Here is a 14,119-nt window from a genome sequence, read left to right as displayed (position 1 = left end):
ATTGCGAGTGAGTTTCAATATATAGTATCATGGGAATTGTAGTAATACTATATATAGTGTTTAACACATATAATATAAAGGAGGATTTGTCAAATGGTTTCCGCCACACAATCCGAATATACATTGAACGTCGAGTCCCTGAACAAAGACATTGAAGCTTTCCCGCAAGTCCACGCAGTGACGAAAGAAATGAAGAAAACGCATAAAGGCGTATCCCGGCTGGTCATGATCGACCGCTATTCGTTTAAGGATACGAGCAAACAATCATTGAAGCCCGGCGATTTTGTCGTTTTGACGGTCAAAGAAGACCCGAAATTCCCTGCACGCGGCCTCGGCTATATCGTGTCGATCGACCGCGAGGCGAACAAGGCGCGCGTATGGATCGAAGAAGATTACCGCAGTGCTATCGACAATTCCGATGAAGCGGTAAAAGGCATCGTCAACCGCCCGATCGATGTTATCGAAAAGCCGCTGGAAGTGTTTTATGAACAAATCGCCAAGCGCAACGCAACAGGTCTATCGGCTGTCGAAAAAACACCGGAAAAGCAAAGCGAATGGTTCACGAAATTCTACGATCAGCTCGTCGATTTGAATTTCGTGCCGGCTGGACGTGTTCTTTACGGTGCAGGCGCTGATACGGACGTAACGTATTTCAACTGCTACGTCATGCCGTTTGTTGCGGATTCCCGTGAAGGAATTTCCGACCACCGTAAGCAAGTGATGGAAATCATGAGCAGAGGCGGCGGCGTCGGGACAAATGGTTCGACATTGCGCCCGCGCAACACACTCGCGCGCGGAGTCAACGGCAAATCATCCGGCTCGGTTTCCTGGCTGGACGATATCGCCAAACTGACGCATCTCGTCGAACAAGGCGGATCGCGCCGCGGCGCTCAGATGATCATGCTGGCCGACTGGCATCCGGATATCGCGGAATTCATCATCTCCAAAATGCAAAATCCGCGCATCCTCCGCTATTTGATTGAAACGAGTGAAGACGAGACGATCAAGCGCCTGGCCAACGATAAGTTGAAATTCAAGCCGCTGACGGAGCAGGAAGAAGCGATGTATCAAGGGCTGCTCAATTACCGGGCAATTCCTGGCATGGGCGGATTCAACGAGAAGATCATGCGCGACGCTGAAACGAAGCTGCGCGACGGCGGTACGTTCTCGGTCCATAACGAAGAATTCCTGACAGGTGCCAATATTTCCGTCACGCTGACCAAAGACTTCATGGAAGCGGTCGAAAAAGACGAAGACTTCGAACTGCGCTTCCCTGCTGTCGAATCGTATTCGAAAGAGGAAATGGCGAATTACAATGAAGAGTGGCATAAAGTCGGTGATGTCCGCGAATGGGAAAAACTCGGCCATAAAGTCCGGACATACCGGGTCATCAAAGCACGCGAACTGTGGAACTTGGTCAATGTCTGCGCGACCTACTCTGCAGAACCGGGCATTTTCTTCATCGACAACGCCAATGAAAAAACGAACGCCACTGCCTACGGGCAGAAAGTCGTGGCAACGAACCCTTGCGGTGAACAGCCGCTCGCACCTTATTCGGTCTGCAACTTGGCCGCGGTCAACTTGGCGCGCTTTGCAGATCCGAAAACAAAAATGGTCGATTTTGAAGCCTTGAAGGAAACGGTCCGCGTCGGTGTCCGTATGCAGGACAACGTCATCGATGCGACTCCTTATTTCCTGGAGGAAAACCGCATCCAGGCACTCGGCGAACGCCGCGTAGGCCTTGGCGTCATGGGTCTTGCTGATCTGCTCATCTATACGGACCGCGAATACGGCTCGGATGAAGGCAACGCACTCGTCGATGAAATCTTCAAAACGATTGCAACTGCCGCATATGAAGCTTCCACTGAACTTGCTGAAGAGCGCGGGAGCTTCCCGTTCCTCGTCGGGAAAACAGATGAGGAAACGCAAAACTTACGCCGTGCCTTCACGGAAACAGGCTTTATGCAAGGCATGCCGGAAGAAATCCGCGCGGCGGTACTGGCCAAGGGCATCCGTAACTCCCACTTGTTGACGGTGGCACCGACCGGGTCAACCGGAACGATGGTGGGCGTATCAACTGGGCTTGAGCCGTATTATTCCTTTACTTACTACCGCAGCGGACGCTTAGGAAAGTTCATCGAAGTGAAAGCGGATATCGTCCGTGAATACTTGAAGAACAATCCGGATGCAGACGAAGATAATTTGCCGAAAGCATTTGTCACCTCGATGGATCTCGCTCCGGAAGCGCACGCGGACGTTCAATGCATCATCCAGCGCTGGATTGACTCGTCGATTTCAAAAACAGTCAATGCGCCGAAAGGCTATACGGTCGAACAAGTTGAAGGCGTCTATGAGCGCTTGTACAAAGGCGGCGCGAAAGGCGGCACGGTTTATGTCGACGGCAGCCGTGATTCACAGGTATTGACCTTGAAAGCAGAAGACAATACATTCGAAGAAGAACATACAGAAGAAGATACGGGCAAACGTCCGATCGTCTTGATCGACACGATCCAGGCCTTGCGTTCGACGAATGTGGCGATCGGTTCGGAAGTGGGCGATACATGCCCGGTCTGCCGACAAGGCACCGTGGAAGCAATGGGCGGCTGCAACACATGCACGAACTGTGCGGCTCAATTGAAATGCGGATTGTAATAAAAGTAAGCGGAAGCCGAAACTGGCTTCCGTTTTTTTTGTTGGCCTAAACCGCTTTACGGGTTTGTGCTTGCCACCGTTTCGTATGCTAAAATGGGAAAGGAACGCTTAGGAAGGGGTGTAGGAGCATGAGAGTTTTAGTGCTGAACGGTCCAAACTTAAACCGTCTCGGAAAACGAGAGAAAGAAGCGTATGGAAGTTTCACGCTGCCAGAACTGGAACAAGAACTGGCCAGCTTTTCAATCGAACGCGGCTTTGAGTTGATCTGCAGGCAATCAAACCACGAAGGTGAATTGATCGATTGGATTCACGGAGCGGACGATGACGGCATTTCCGGAATCGTCTTGAATGCCGGAGCGTATACGCATACGAGCATTGCGCTGCGTGACGCCATCGCGTCCGTCCAAGTGCCGGTCGTTGAAGTACATATTTCCAATATCCATGCGCGGGAACAGTTTCGCCATCATTCCCATATCGCGCCCGTTGCAATTGGGCAAATTGCGGGCTTTGGCAAGGACGTTTACCGCCTCGGGCTCGAAGCGCTCCTGCTTCGATAACAGAAAGGATGAAAACGATGAAATTGTTGAAACTGCGTGAAGAAATGCACAAGCGGGGGATGGATTCTTTCCTCGTGACAAGTTCTTATAACTTGCGCTATATTACAGGCTTTACCGGCACGGCAGGCCTTGCGCTCATTACTCGCAACGATGCCTGGTTCATTACGGATTTCCGCTATACCGAACAAGCGGGTGAGCAAGTGACGGAGTTCAAGGTCGTCCAAGCACAGAAAGGCTTGATCGATGAAGTGACACGGATCGCACAAGAAGCGGCTGTCGAGCGTATAGCGTTCGAGCAGGATTATATGACCTTTGCGACATATACAGTATATCAAGAGAAGTTATCGGCAACACTCGAACCGGTCAGCGGAGTTATCGAGAACCTGCGTATGGTCAAAGCCCCGGAAGAGATCGACGTTTTGAAAGCTGCGGCGAAAATCGCCGATGATGCATTTGAGCATATTTGCGGATGGATCAAAGCGGGAATGACGGAACTCGAAGTATCGAATGAACTGGAATTTTTCATGCGCTCACAAGGAGCCGCGTCCTCGTCATTTGATATTATCGTCGCATCCGGGCTCCGTTCTGCATTGCCGCACGGCGTCGCATCCGATAAGAAAATCGAACAAGGCGATTTCATCACACTCGATTTCGGTGCATTGTATAAAGGGTATATTTCCGACATCACGCGGACCATCTCTGTCGGTGAACCGTCTGAAAAACTTAAGGAAATTTACCAAATCGTCCTCGATGCACAGGTGCTGGCGCTGGAAAAAATCAAGCCAGGCATGACGGGTATCGAAGCGGACGCCATCGCACGCGATTACATCAAGTCAAAAGGCTACGGCGAAGCGTTCGGCCATTCGACCGGGCACGGCATCGGCATGGAAGTCCACGAAGCTCCAGGACTGTCGTTCCGTTCAGAGACGGTGCTCGAAACAGGGATGGCTGTCACGGTGGAACCGGGCATTTACTTGCCGGGAATTGGCGGTGTGCGCATCGAAGATGATATACTGATAACCGAAACGGGGAATGAGCGGTTGACGCATTCTTCTAAAGAGCTACGCATTTTATAACAAACGGAGGAACTAACATGATTTCAGTGAACGATTTTAAAACAGGCTTAACAATTGAAGTAGACGGCGATATTTGGCGCGTTATGGAATTCCAGCACGTCAAGCCGGGCAAAGGGGCAGCGTTTGTACGTTCGAAACTGCGCAATTTACGTTCAGGAGCGGTCAACGAAAAAACTTTCCGCGCCGGCGAAAAAGTTGGCAAAGCACAAATCGATAACCGCAAAATGCAATATTTGTATGCAAATGGCGATATGCATGCGTTTATGGATACCGAAACATATGACCAAATCGAATTGCCGGAAAAAAGCATTGCTTACGAATTGAAATTCCTTCAGGAAAACATGGATGTGCAAGTGATCCAATACCAAGGGGAAATTCTCGGTGTGGAATTGCCGAACACCGTTATCCTCGAAGTGGCTGAGACGGATCCCGGCATCAAAGGGGACACGGCAAGCGGTGGTTCAAAACCGGCAATCTTGACGACCGGGTTGAGCGTCCAAGTGCCATTCTTCATCAATCAAGGGGACAGACTCATCATCAATACGACCGATTCATCTTATGTTTCCCGAGCGCAATAAGCAAAAAAGGCCTCTTTAGCGGGGGCTTTTTTTTAAAATATCCCGCTCGCTATTTCAAAATGATTCAAAAAAGTCTAAAATAGAGTAGTGACTATATCAATTACATAATAGGGGAGTAGGTAAAATATGAAAATTCAAGAAATTCGCGAAATCATCAAATTGGTGGATAACTCATCCATCAACGAATTCAGCTATGAATTTGAAGGCGTCAAAGTCAAAATCAAGAAAGACGCATCGAACGCGGGAGTACAGGCTCCGGCACAGCCACAAGCAGCTGCTGAAACTGTACAAGCTGCACCAGCACCGAAACAAGCAGAACCTCAAGCGGCAGCCCAATCAGAGCAACCGTCAGAAACAGAAGCCGATTCAAACGGAGCGGCAGATCAAGACTTGCACAAAATTCTTTCGCCGATGGTCGGCACCTTCTATCAGTCGCCATCACCGGAAGAAGACGCTTACGTGGCAGTCGGCACAAAAGTTTCTGCAGACCAAGTCGTTTGCATCGTTGAAGCGATGAAGCTCTTCAATGAGATCGAAGCAGAAGTGGATGGGGAAATCGCTGAAATCCTAGTCAAAGACGGCCAATTGGTCGAATATGGCCAGCCTTTGTTCCTCGTAAAATCGAATTAAAGGGGGAGCTGAGATGATGAAAAAAGTATTGATTGCAAATCGCGGCGAAATTGCCGTCCGGATCATCCGTGCTTGCAAAGAGCTCGACATCGAAACGGTCGCGGTCTATTCAGAAGCCGATAAAGAAGCCCTTCACGTCGAACTTGCAGACGAGGCGTATTGCATCGGCCCGAAATTATCGAAAGACAGCTATTTGAACTTCTCCAATATCATCAGCGTTGCTAAACTGACGAATTGCGATGGCATTCACCCAGGGTATGGCTTCCTCGCTGAAAATGCCAGTTTTGCAGAGTTGTGTGAAGCCTGTGACATCATGTTCATCGGCCCGACTGCCGCAGCGATTTCGAAAATGGGAACAAAAGACGTCGCCCGTGAAACGATGCGCGCAGCAGGCGTTCCGGTCGTCCCGGGATCGACCGGCATTGTCGGCAGTGAAGAAGAAGGTTTGGAAATCGCTGAAAAAATCGGCTTCCCGGTCATCATCAAAGCAACAGCTGGCGGCGGAGGAAAAGGCATTCGCGTAGCACGAACACGCGAAGACTTTGTCAAAGGGCTGAATATGACCCAAAAAGAAGCGGCAGCAGCGTTCGGCAACCCGGGGGTCTATATCGAGAAATTTGTCGAGGATTTCCGCCATATCGAAATCCAGGTGCTTGCGGATTCTCATGGCAATGCCATTCATCTCGGCGAACGTGATTGCTCGATCCAGCGCCGCATGCAAAAACTTGTCGAAGAAGCGCCGTCTCCAGCATTGTCTGCGGAATTGAGAGCGGAAATGGGCGAAGCGGCCGTCAAAGCGGCACAAGCGGTCAATTACCGCGGCGCTGGAACAGTGGAGTTCATTTTTGACGTGGAAAACCAAAAGTTTTATTTCATGGAAATGAATACGCGCATTCAAGTCGAACACCCTGTCACAGAAATGATTACAGGAATCGATTTGATCCAGCAGCAATTGAAAGTCGCTTCAGGTGAGACGCTCGCCTATAAACAGGAGGACGTCACGTTTAAAGGCTGGTCGATAGAATGCCGTATCAATGCTGAAAACCCGTTGAAAAACTTCATGCCGTCAGCCGGACGCGTCGATATGTATTTGCCTCCGGGCGGTATGGGCGTGCGCGTCGATTCAGCGATGTATTCAGGCTACACGATCCCACCTTATTACGATTCCATGGTCGCCAAGCTCATTACATACGCCGATACTCGCGAAGAAGCAGTGGCGAAAATGAAGCGTGCGCTTGATGAATTTGTCGTAGAAGGCGTCTTTACAACGATTCCATTCCATCTTCGCCTCATGGATCATGACGTGTTCAAATCCGGGGACTTCAATACGAAATTCCTGGAAAAATACGATGTAATGGGCTCCTAAGGAGGAACATACAGATGGCAGAAAAAATAATACCGTATGTGAAAATGAAATCCCCAGGTGCACAAGACCTCGGAAATATCGAAGTGGCACCGGAAGTATTGGAAATTATTGCCAGCATTGCCGCGACCGATATTGAAGGCGTCGCGAGCATGCGCGGCAATTTCGCTTCCGGCGTCGTCGAGCGACTCGGCAAGAAAGTCCACGGCAAAGGCATCAAAACCGAATTGTCGCTAGAAGGTTTGGCGATCGATGTGTATTGCGTCATCAATTATGGTGTGTCGATTCCGAAAACCGCACAAAAAATCCAAGAACAAGTCCGCCAAACATTGGAGACGATGACTTCCCTGCAAACGCAGGAAGTGAATGTCCATATTACCGGTGTCCATTTCGACACTCCTCAAGCAGACTGATCAGCAGGCTGTCTGGACATGCGAACGCATTGTCCGGGCGGTCTTCTTTTTTATGATTGCCAGCAAGCACAACGGGATTTGTTGGAACATTTCAAACTTGGAAGTTCCATGCGATTAGCTGTATAATGAAGGGTAATCAGCTTGAAAAGGAGACCGGAATTATGATGAAACGACACGAAGCACGTGAAAAAGCGCTTCAGACGCTATTTCAGCTCGATGGAACAGAACTGACGATTGAAGAGGCGATTGAGCATGTCATGGACGGCGAAATCGATCAATTTTATAAACTGCTGATAGAAGGAACAAACAGCAAACAGCAGGAAATCGATGAAAAACTGAAAGACCATTTGGAGAACTGGTCGCTCGAGCGGCTGCCGAAAGTCGAACGCACCATTTTGCGCATGGCTGTTTTTGAATTGGATTACATGGATGATGCGCCGAGCCGTGTCGTTTTGAATGAAGCGATCGAATTGAGCAAAACCTTCGGGGACGACAAATCAAGCCGTTTCGTCAACGGCGTGTTATCGAAATTCACTGACCAAACTGCGAATTAACTATTGGAGGAATCTACGTGACTGCTGAATTGATTGATGGAAAAGCGGTAAGCCGGGAAATTAAAGAGCAAGTGCAACAACGTGTAGAGAAACTGAAAGCAAACGGAATCACACCAGGACTATCGGTCATATTGGTAGGGGACGATTCCGCTTCGCAAACTTACGTCAAAAACAAAAAGAAGACGTGCGAATCGCTCGGCATGCGTTCGGATCTGCATCTGTATCCGGAGTCGTTATCCGAACAAGAGCTGCTTGCGAAAATCGATGAGTTGAACAAAGATCCGGAAATCCACGGCATTTTGGTTCAATTGCCGCTGCCAAAGCATATCGATGAATTCAAAATCATTACCGCCATCGATCCGTCAAAAGACGTCGATGGATTCCATCCGATTTCGGTAGGCAATTTGATGATCGGCAAAGATACCTTTTTGCCGTGCACGCCGCACGGAGTGATGAGACTGCTCGCCCATTACGGAATCGATCCTGCCGGCAAGCATGCGGTCGTTATCGGACGCAGCAATATCGTCGGCAAACCGATCGGGCAACTATTGCTGCAAAAAGATGCAACGGTAACCTATTGCCATTCCAAAACAGCGAATCTTCAGGCGATGACTAAACAGGCGGATATCATCATCGCGGCAATCGGGCGCGCCAAGTTTATCGGTGCTGAGCATATTAAAGAAGGTGCAGTCGTCATCGATGTCGGCATGAACCGCGACGAGGCAGGGAAACTATGCGGCGACGTCGATTTTGAAGCGGTGCGCCCGCATGCCAGCTTTATCACACCGGTCCCAGGCGGTGTGGGGCCAATGACCATTGCAATGCTGATGGAAAATACCGTGCTGTCGGCTGAAAAAGGATTATCGAAAGACAAAGCTGCCGAAAGCGTGTAAAGTGAATAGCAAATAGAGCTGTTTTTCGAAAGAAAGACAGCTTTTTACTTTCTATAGACAGGGGTTGACATATTGGCGACCGACCCGTACTTAAGTGTTGCAGCTGTAACAAAATACATAAAAAAGAAATTCGATGCAGATCCTCATCTGCGTGATGTTTATATTAAGGGCGAATTATCGAATGTGAAGATCCATACGAGCGGGCATATTTATTTCACGCTGAAAGACCAAAAAGCTCGTTTGCCGGGTGTCATGTTCTCGGCACGCGCAAAAACGGTGAAATTCCGCCCGGAAAGCGGCATGACGGTGCTCATACGCGGAGATATTTCGGTCTACGAAGCTTCTGGACAATACCAGTTGTATGCACAGTCTATGCAGCCAGACGGCATCGGTGATTATTTTTTAGCTTTCGAGCAATTGAAGGAAAAGTTGGTAAAAGAAGGGCTCTTCGATGCTGCGCATAAAAAACCGCTGCCCCAATACCCGGAAAAAGTCGGGGTCATCACGGCACAGACAGGCGCTGCGGTGCGCGATATTTTGACGACGCTGAAACGGCGCTATCCGCTCGCCGACATCGTGCTGTTTCCGACACTCGTCCAAGGCCAAGGAGCGGCCCAATCGATCGTCCAGTCGATCCAGCAGGCAAACCGCACGGACAGTGATGTCCTGATCGTCGGACGCGGCGGCGGCTCGATCGAAGATTTATGGGCATTCAATGAGGAAGCGGTGGCGCGGGCGATTTTCGATTCGCATGTTCCGGTCATCTCAGCGGTCGGTCATGAAACAGACACGACAATCGCTGATTTTGTGGCGGACTTGCGCGCTGCGACACCGACAGCCGCCGCAGAACTGGCGGTTCCGAGCCGCACTGAATTGTTTGAACGTGTCATGGCGCAGCGCCAAGTGATGTTTCGGCTCATGTCGAACGACCTCGAGCAGCAGCGCATACGCTTGAAGCAGCTGCAAAATTCCTACCCGATGGCCTATCCGGAACGGCTTTACCGCCCGTTCATCGAACGCGTCGAACGGGCAGCGGATGCACTGCAGCGGGAGACCATGCTCGCAGTACGGCGCTCGGATGACCGGCTTTCCATGTTGTCCAAGCAAATTGAGAGCCGCAATCCGGCCGACCGCATACGCCAGGCCGAACGTGAACTGGCGGTCCTGAGCGAGCGGCTCGACCAGCGCATAGCGACGGTCTTCAAAGACCGCGACCAGCAATTAAAGTCTGCGCTGCGGACGCTGGACGCCTTAAGTCCCCTGAAAATTATGGACAGAGGCTATGCCATTCCGTTTAAAGAAGGCGAAGTGGTGAAATCGGTCCATCAGCTGGCACTAGGCGATCGGTTAAGCCTGTCACTCCAAGACGGCGATGTGCAAACGGTGATCGAAGCGATCAATCCAAATGACAAGGAGCGCGAATAAATGGCTGAAAATAAATTGATGTTCAATGATGCTATGGAACAATTGGAAGAAATCGTCCGCCTGCTCGAACAAGGCGACGTGCCGCTTGAAGAAGCGCTGACGCTTTACCAGAAAGGCATGGAGCTATCGAAGCTATGCCACGATAAATTGAAAAATGCCGAAAATCAGCTGGTGACGATGATGAAAGACGGAAAAGAAGTGCCTGCTGAAATCGAAACGGAAGGAAATGCGCAATGAACTTAAAACAATTCAGAACCCATTATGAGCCGGTCATCCAGCAGGAAATGGCGGAATTGATCAGCGAATTATCCATACCCGAATCATTGAAAGAATCGATGCATTATTCCTTGCAGGCTGGCGGGAAACGGATACGGCCGATGCTTTTGCTGGCGGTTATGCACGAACAGGGCGCAGCCCATCCGGATGCCTTGAAAGTGGCATCCGCTATTGAAATGATCCATACCTATTCCTTGATCCATGACGATTTACCTAGTATGGACAATGATGATCTGCGCCGCGGCATGCCGACCAACCATAAAGTGTTCGGTGAAGCCGTCGCAATCTTAGCGGGAGATGCTCTCTTAACATACAGCTTCGGCATTCTGGCACGTCTTGAGGCAGTGCCTGCAGAAGACAAAGTACGGCTCATTGATCTTTTGAGCACAGCAGCAGGAGCTGAAGGCATGGTCGGTGGCCAAGTTCTCGACATCGAAGGCGAGCAGAAACAGCTGAGCTTAGAAGAACTTGAACATGTGCATTTATTGAAAACGGGTGCTCTGCTCACTTACAGCATCGTCGCCGGTGCGATTCTTGCAGGCGCAAGTTCTCAACAATTGGTGGCGCTTTCAACGTTCGGCCGCCACATCGGACTGGCGTTCCAGATCCAAGATGACATTTTGGATGTGACCGGAACATCTGAAGAGCTCGGGAAAACTGCTGGCAAAGACGAGTCGAGCGAAAAAAGTACATACCCCGGCATCTTGACATTGCCAAAAGCAAAGGAAAAGCTTGACTTCCATGCGCAACAAGCGCTTGAAGCACTTGCTTCTTTGCCAGGCGAGCAGCAGCTTTTGAAGGAATTGACCGAATTGATCGTCGAGCGAAAGAGCTGAAGTCAGTGCTCTAGTTTGTACATTTGTCGTGTACTGCTATAATATGGGGAGATAACCATACAGGAAAATTTAGAAAAAGGTGTGTGATGGCAAATGGATCTTCAGTCGATAACTGGTCCATCTTTCCTAAAAGAGCTAAATCATGAGCAATTAGAGCTTTTAAGTGAAGATATCCGTCGATTTCTTATAGAAAATCTATCAAAAACTGGAGGGCATATCGGGCCGAATTTAGGCGTAGTAGAGCTGACGATCGCGTTGCATCGCGTATTCGACAGCCCATCCGATAAGCTCATCTGGGATGTCGGACATCAATCATATGTCCACAAAATCTTAACCGGCCGTGCAGGCCAATTCGGATCGCTGCGCCAGTTTAAAGGGCTGTGCGGATTCCCGAAGCGCAATGAAAGCGAACACGATGTCTGGGAAACCGGCCACAGCTCGACTTCTTTGTCAGCAGCAATGGGCATGGCGGCAGCGCGCGATATTAAAAAAGATTCAAATTATGTCATTCCGATCATCGGCGATGGTGCGTTGACGGGCGGCATGGCCTTTGAAGCGTTGAACCATATCGGGCATGCGCAAACGGACATGACGGTCATCTTAAACGATAACGAAATGTCGATTGCACCGAATGTCGGAGCGCTCCACAGCATGCTTGGACGGATGCGCACAGCAGGCAAATACAATAAAGTAAAAGACGACCTTGAATACTTGCTGAAGAAAGTGCCTGCAGTCGGTGGGAAACTTGCTTCGACGGCGGAGCGCGTAAAAGATAGCTTGAAATACCTGGTCGTTTCCGGCATGTTCTTTGAAGAACTCGGATTCACATATCTCGGCCCAATCGATGGGCACGACTTGGAAGAACTCGAAGACAATCTGCAATATGCGAAAAAGACAAAAGGACCAGTTCTGCTTCACGTCATTACGAAAAAAGGCAAAGGTTATTTGCCGGCTGAACAAGATAAAATCGGCACTTGGCATGGCATCGGACCGTATAAGATGGAAACCGGCGATTTGGTGAAATCATCAAGTTCAAGTGCTCCATCATGGAGCGGTTTGATCGCCGAAACGACGCGCAAGCTCGCACGCAGCGATGAGCGCATCGTAGCCATCACACCGGCGATGCCTGTCGGGTCGAAACTCGAAGGCTTTGCTTCGGAATTCCCGGAGCGCATGTTTGACGTCGGCATCGCCGAACAGCATGCAACGACGATGGCTGCCGGTCTTGCAACACAGGGAATGAAGCCGTTTTTGGCGATTTATTCCACATTCCTGCAGCGTGCATATGACCAGGTCGTCCACGACATTTGCCGCCAGAACTTGAATGTCTTTATCGGCATCGATCGCTCTGGCCTTGTCGGCGCGGACGGAGAAACGCATCAAGGCGTATTTGATATCGCGTTCTTGCGCCATTTACCGAATATGGTGTTAATGATGCCGAAAGATGAGAATGAAGGACAGCATATGGTCAAAACGGCCATCGATTATGACGGCGGCCCGATTGCGTTGCGCTACCCGCGCGGCAATGGGCTCGGTGTTCCGATGGACGATGAGCTCCAAGCGATTCCAATCGGCAGCTGGGAAGTGCTGGTAGAAGGAACGGACGCCGTGATTTTGACATTCGGCACAACCATTCCGATGGCGCTTAAGGCAGCGGAACAATTGCGCGGAGAAGGCATCCATGCGGAAGTCGTCAATGCCCGTTTCCTGAAGCCGATGGATGAGGCGATGCTCGCTTCGATTTTTGGCCGCAACTTGCCGGTCGTCACGATCGAAGAAGCTGTATTGCAAGGCGGATTCGGCAGCGCGGTGCTTGAATACGCGCATGACCACGGCCACCACGATTCCGTCATCGACCGGATGGGGATTCCGGACCTCTTTATCGAACACGGAGATGTCGCGGAACTGATGGATGAAATTCATCTGAACAGTGATGAAGTCGTCCGCAAAGTGAAACTTCACGTGAAACACGATGCAAAACAGCAGGAGCGGTCGAACGTTCTATGAATAAAGTGAAAAAAGAGCGTGTGGATGTCCTGCTTGTTGAGCGCGGCATTTGCGAAACCCGCGAAAAAGCAAAGCGCGCCATTATGGCGGGCGTGATCTTTTCAGGCAGTGAACGGATGGATAAACCGGGCGAGAAAATCTTACAGGATGCACCGCTCGAGAAAAAAGGCAATGATCTGCGCTATGTCAGCCGCGGTGGCTTGAAATTGGAAAAAGCGCTCGCTGAATTTGATGTGTCGGTGGACGGCAAAATGATGCTGGATATCGGTTCGTCGACCGGTGGCTTTACCGATTGTGCGCTGCAAAACGGCGCGCGTCATGGCTATGCGCTGGATGTCGGCTATAACCAGCTGGCCTGGACAATCCGCCAAGACCCAAGAGTGACAGTCATGGAGCGCACCAATTTCCGCCATTCCAAACCAGCAGATTTTACGGAAGGCTTGCCGGAAATGGCGACCATCGACGTATCGTTCATTTCCCTGCGCATCATCTTGCCCGTCTTGAAAACCATCTTGGTTCCTGGTGGCGATGTCATCGCACTCGTCAAACCGCAGTTTGAGGCAGGGCGTGAAAAAGTCGGCAAAAAAGGCATTGTCCGTGAGCCGAAAGTACACCGGGAAGTGTTGGAGAAAGTCGCATCTTATGCGATCGGCTGTGGATTTGAAGTGAGAGCGATGACCCATTCACCGATTACCGGCGGAGAAGGCAATATCGAGTTCTTGTTTCATCTCGTCTCGAATACAACAGAAGCAAAAAGCGATATCCCGGATCCGCAAGCGATTGCGGAAACCGTGGAACGCGCACATGCTGCCTTCAAAGAAAAAACAAGCTTATCATAACTAACAGACGGAGAAAATGA

At 50.2% G+C, this 14,119-nt stretch carries 14 protein-coding genes; all 14 read left to right on the top strand.

What is annotated here, in order from left to right; all coding sequences use genetic code 11:
* The first annotated feature begins 93 nt into the window (after nucleotides 1-93).
* The 14 genes from J7E21_RS05685 to J7E21_RS05620 all read left to right on the top strand — a co-directional run bounded on the left by J7E21_RS05685 (nucleotide 94) and on the right by J7E21_RS05620 (nucleotide 14,099).
* Nucleotides 94-2,652: a vitamin B12-dependent ribonucleotide reductase gene (locus J7E21_RS05685; protein ID WP_215105523.1), complete on the top strand. Its 2,559-nt coding sequence runs from the start codon at nucleotides 94-96 to the stop codon at nucleotides 2,650-2,652.
* A gap of 128 nt (nucleotides 2,653-2,780) precedes the next feature.
* Nucleotides 2,781-3,209: a type II 3-dehydroquinate dehydratase gene (aroQ, locus tag J7E21_RS05680; protein ID WP_215105521.1), complete on the top strand. Its 429-nt coding sequence runs from the start codon at nucleotides 2,781-2,783 to the stop codon at nucleotides 3,207-3,209.
* 17 nt (nucleotides 3,210-3,226) lie between these two features.
* Nucleotides 3,227-4,285, top strand: a complete 1,059-nt coding sequence (locus J7E21_RS05675) for a M24 family metallopeptidase (RefSeq protein ID WP_215105519.1) — start codon at nucleotides 3,227-3,229, stop codon at nucleotides 4,283-4,285.
* Between the two features lie 17 nt (nucleotides 4,286-4,302).
* Nucleotides 4,303-4,863, top strand: a complete 561-nt coding sequence (efp, locus tag J7E21_RS05670; RefSeq protein ID WP_215105518.1) for an elongation factor P — start codon at nucleotides 4,303-4,305, stop codon at nucleotides 4,861-4,863.
* A 126-nt stretch (nucleotides 4,864-4,989) separates the two neighbouring features.
* Entirely contained in the window at nucleotides 4,990-5,493 is a 504-nt protein-coding gene (gene accB / locus J7E21_RS05665) for an acetyl-CoA carboxylase biotin carboxyl carrier protein (protein WP_215105516.1), read from the top strand.
* 13 nt (nucleotides 5,494-5,506) lie between these two features.
* Complete coding sequence (gene accC, locus J7E21_RS05660; RefSeq protein ID WP_215105514.1) at nucleotides 5,507-6,859, top strand: acetyl-CoA carboxylase biotin carboxylase subunit; 1,353 nt, start codon at nucleotides 5,507-5,509, stop codon at nucleotides 6,857-6,859.
* A gap of 14 nt (nucleotides 6,860-6,873) precedes the next feature.
* On the top strand, nucleotides 6,874-7,269 hold the full coding sequence (locus tag J7E21_RS05655; RefSeq protein WP_215105512.1) for an Asp23/Gls24 family envelope stress response protein: 396 nt from the start codon (nucleotides 6,874-6,876) through the stop codon (nucleotides 7,267-7,269).
* Between the two features lie 164 nt (nucleotides 7,270-7,433).
* Nucleotides 7,434-7,823: a transcription antitermination factor NusB gene (gene nusB / locus J7E21_RS05650; protein WP_215106142.1), complete on the top strand. Its 390-nt coding sequence runs from the start codon at nucleotides 7,434-7,436 to the stop codon at nucleotides 7,821-7,823.
* A 17-nt stretch (nucleotides 7,824-7,840) separates the two neighbouring features.
* Entirely contained in the window at nucleotides 7,841-8,716 is an 876-nt protein-coding gene (gene folD, locus J7E21_RS05645) for a bifunctional methylenetetrahydrofolate dehydrogenase/methenyltetrahydrofolate cyclohydrolase FolD (RefSeq protein ID WP_215105510.1), read from the top strand.
* A 72-nt stretch (nucleotides 8,717-8,788) separates the two neighbouring features.
* Nucleotides 8,789-10,141 carry an exodeoxyribonuclease VII large subunit gene (xseA, locus tag J7E21_RS05640; RefSeq protein ID WP_215105508.1) on the top strand — a complete coding sequence of 451 codons (1,353 nt, stop codon included), beginning with the start codon at nucleotides 8,789-8,791 and terminating at the stop codon, nucleotides 10,139-10,141.
* A complete protein-coding gene (gene xseB / locus J7E21_RS05635; protein WP_215105507.1) occupies nucleotides 10,142-10,378 on the top strand; it encodes an exodeoxyribonuclease VII small subunit in 237 nt (78 codons plus the stop codon). It begins immediately after the preceding gene.
* Nucleotides 10,375-11,253 carry a polyprenyl synthetase family protein gene (locus tag J7E21_RS05630; protein ID WP_215105505.1) on the top strand — a complete coding sequence of 293 codons (879 nt, stop codon included), beginning with the start codon at nucleotides 10,375-10,377 and terminating at the stop codon, nucleotides 11,251-11,253. The genes xseB and J7E21_RS05630 overlap by 4 nt, the downstream gene beginning before the upstream one ends.
* A gap of 93 nt (nucleotides 11,254-11,346) precedes the next feature.
* Entirely contained in the window at nucleotides 11,347-13,260 is a 1,914-nt protein-coding gene (gene dxs / locus J7E21_RS05625) for a 1-deoxy-D-xylulose-5-phosphate synthase (protein WP_215105503.1), read from the top strand.
* Nucleotides 13,257-14,099 (top strand): TlyA family RNA methyltransferase, encoded by an 843-nt coding sequence (locus tag J7E21_RS05620; RefSeq protein ID WP_215105501.1) that lies wholly within the window; start codon nucleotides 13,257-13,259, stop codon nucleotides 14,097-14,099. Before dxs ends, J7E21_RS05620 begins: the two co-directional genes overlap by 4 nt.
* The last annotated feature ends 20 nt before the right edge of the window (nucleotides 14,100-14,119 follow it).

This window comes from Planococcus sp. ISL-109, from assembly GCF_018613655.1.
Classification (GTDB): Bacteria; Bacillota; Bacilli; order Bacillales_A; family Planococcaceae; genus Planococcus.
This window is presented reverse-complemented; position numbering and strand designations above follow the sequence as displayed.

What these genes read in the sequence shown, in the direction of transcription:
- J7E21_RS05685 (WP_215105523.1), top strand. Translation starts at nt 94, where the DNA reads ATGGTTTCCGCCACACAATCCGAATATACATTGAACGTCGAGTCCCTG.
- aroQ (WP_215105521.1), top strand. Translation starts at nt 2,781, where the DNA reads ATGAGAGTTTTAGTGCTGAACGGTCCAAACTTAAACCGTCTCGGAAAA.
- J7E21_RS05675 (WP_215105519.1), top strand. Translation starts at nt 3,227, where the DNA reads ATGAAATTGTTGAAACTGCGTGAAGAAATGCACAAGCGGGGGATGGAT.
- efp (WP_215105518.1), top strand. Translation starts at nt 4,303, where the DNA reads ATGATTTCAGTGAACGATTTTAAAACAGGCTTAACAATTGAAGTAGAC.
- accB (WP_215105516.1), top strand. Translation starts at nt 4,990, where the DNA reads ATGAAAATTCAAGAAATTCGCGAAATCATCAAATTGGTGGATAACTCA.
- accC (WP_215105514.1), top strand. Translation starts at nt 5,507, where the DNA reads ATGATGAAAAAAGTATTGATTGCAAATCGCGGCGAAATTGCCGTCCGG.
- J7E21_RS05655 (WP_215105512.1), top strand. Translation starts at nt 6,874, where the DNA reads ATGGCAGAAAAAATAATACCGTATGTGAAAATGAAATCCCCAGGTGCA.
- nusB (WP_215106142.1), top strand. Translation starts at nt 7,434, where the DNA reads ATGAAACGACACGAAGCACGTGAAAAAGCGCTTCAGACGCTATTTCAG.
- xseB (WP_215105507.1), top strand. Translation starts at nt 10,142, where the DNA reads ATGGCTGAAAATAAATTGATGTTCAATGATGCTATGGAACAATTGGAA.
- J7E21_RS05630 (WP_215105505.1), top strand. Translation starts at nt 10,375, where the DNA reads ATGAACTTAAAACAATTCAGAACCCATTATGAGCCGGTCATCCAGCAG.
- dxs (WP_215105503.1), top strand. Translation starts at nt 11,347, where the DNA reads ATGGATCTTCAGTCGATAACTGGTCCATCTTTCCTAAAAGAGCTAAAT.
- J7E21_RS05620 (WP_215105501.1), top strand. Translation starts at nt 13,257, where the DNA reads ATGAATAAAGTGAAAAAAGAGCGTGTGGATGTCCTGCTTGTTGAGCGC.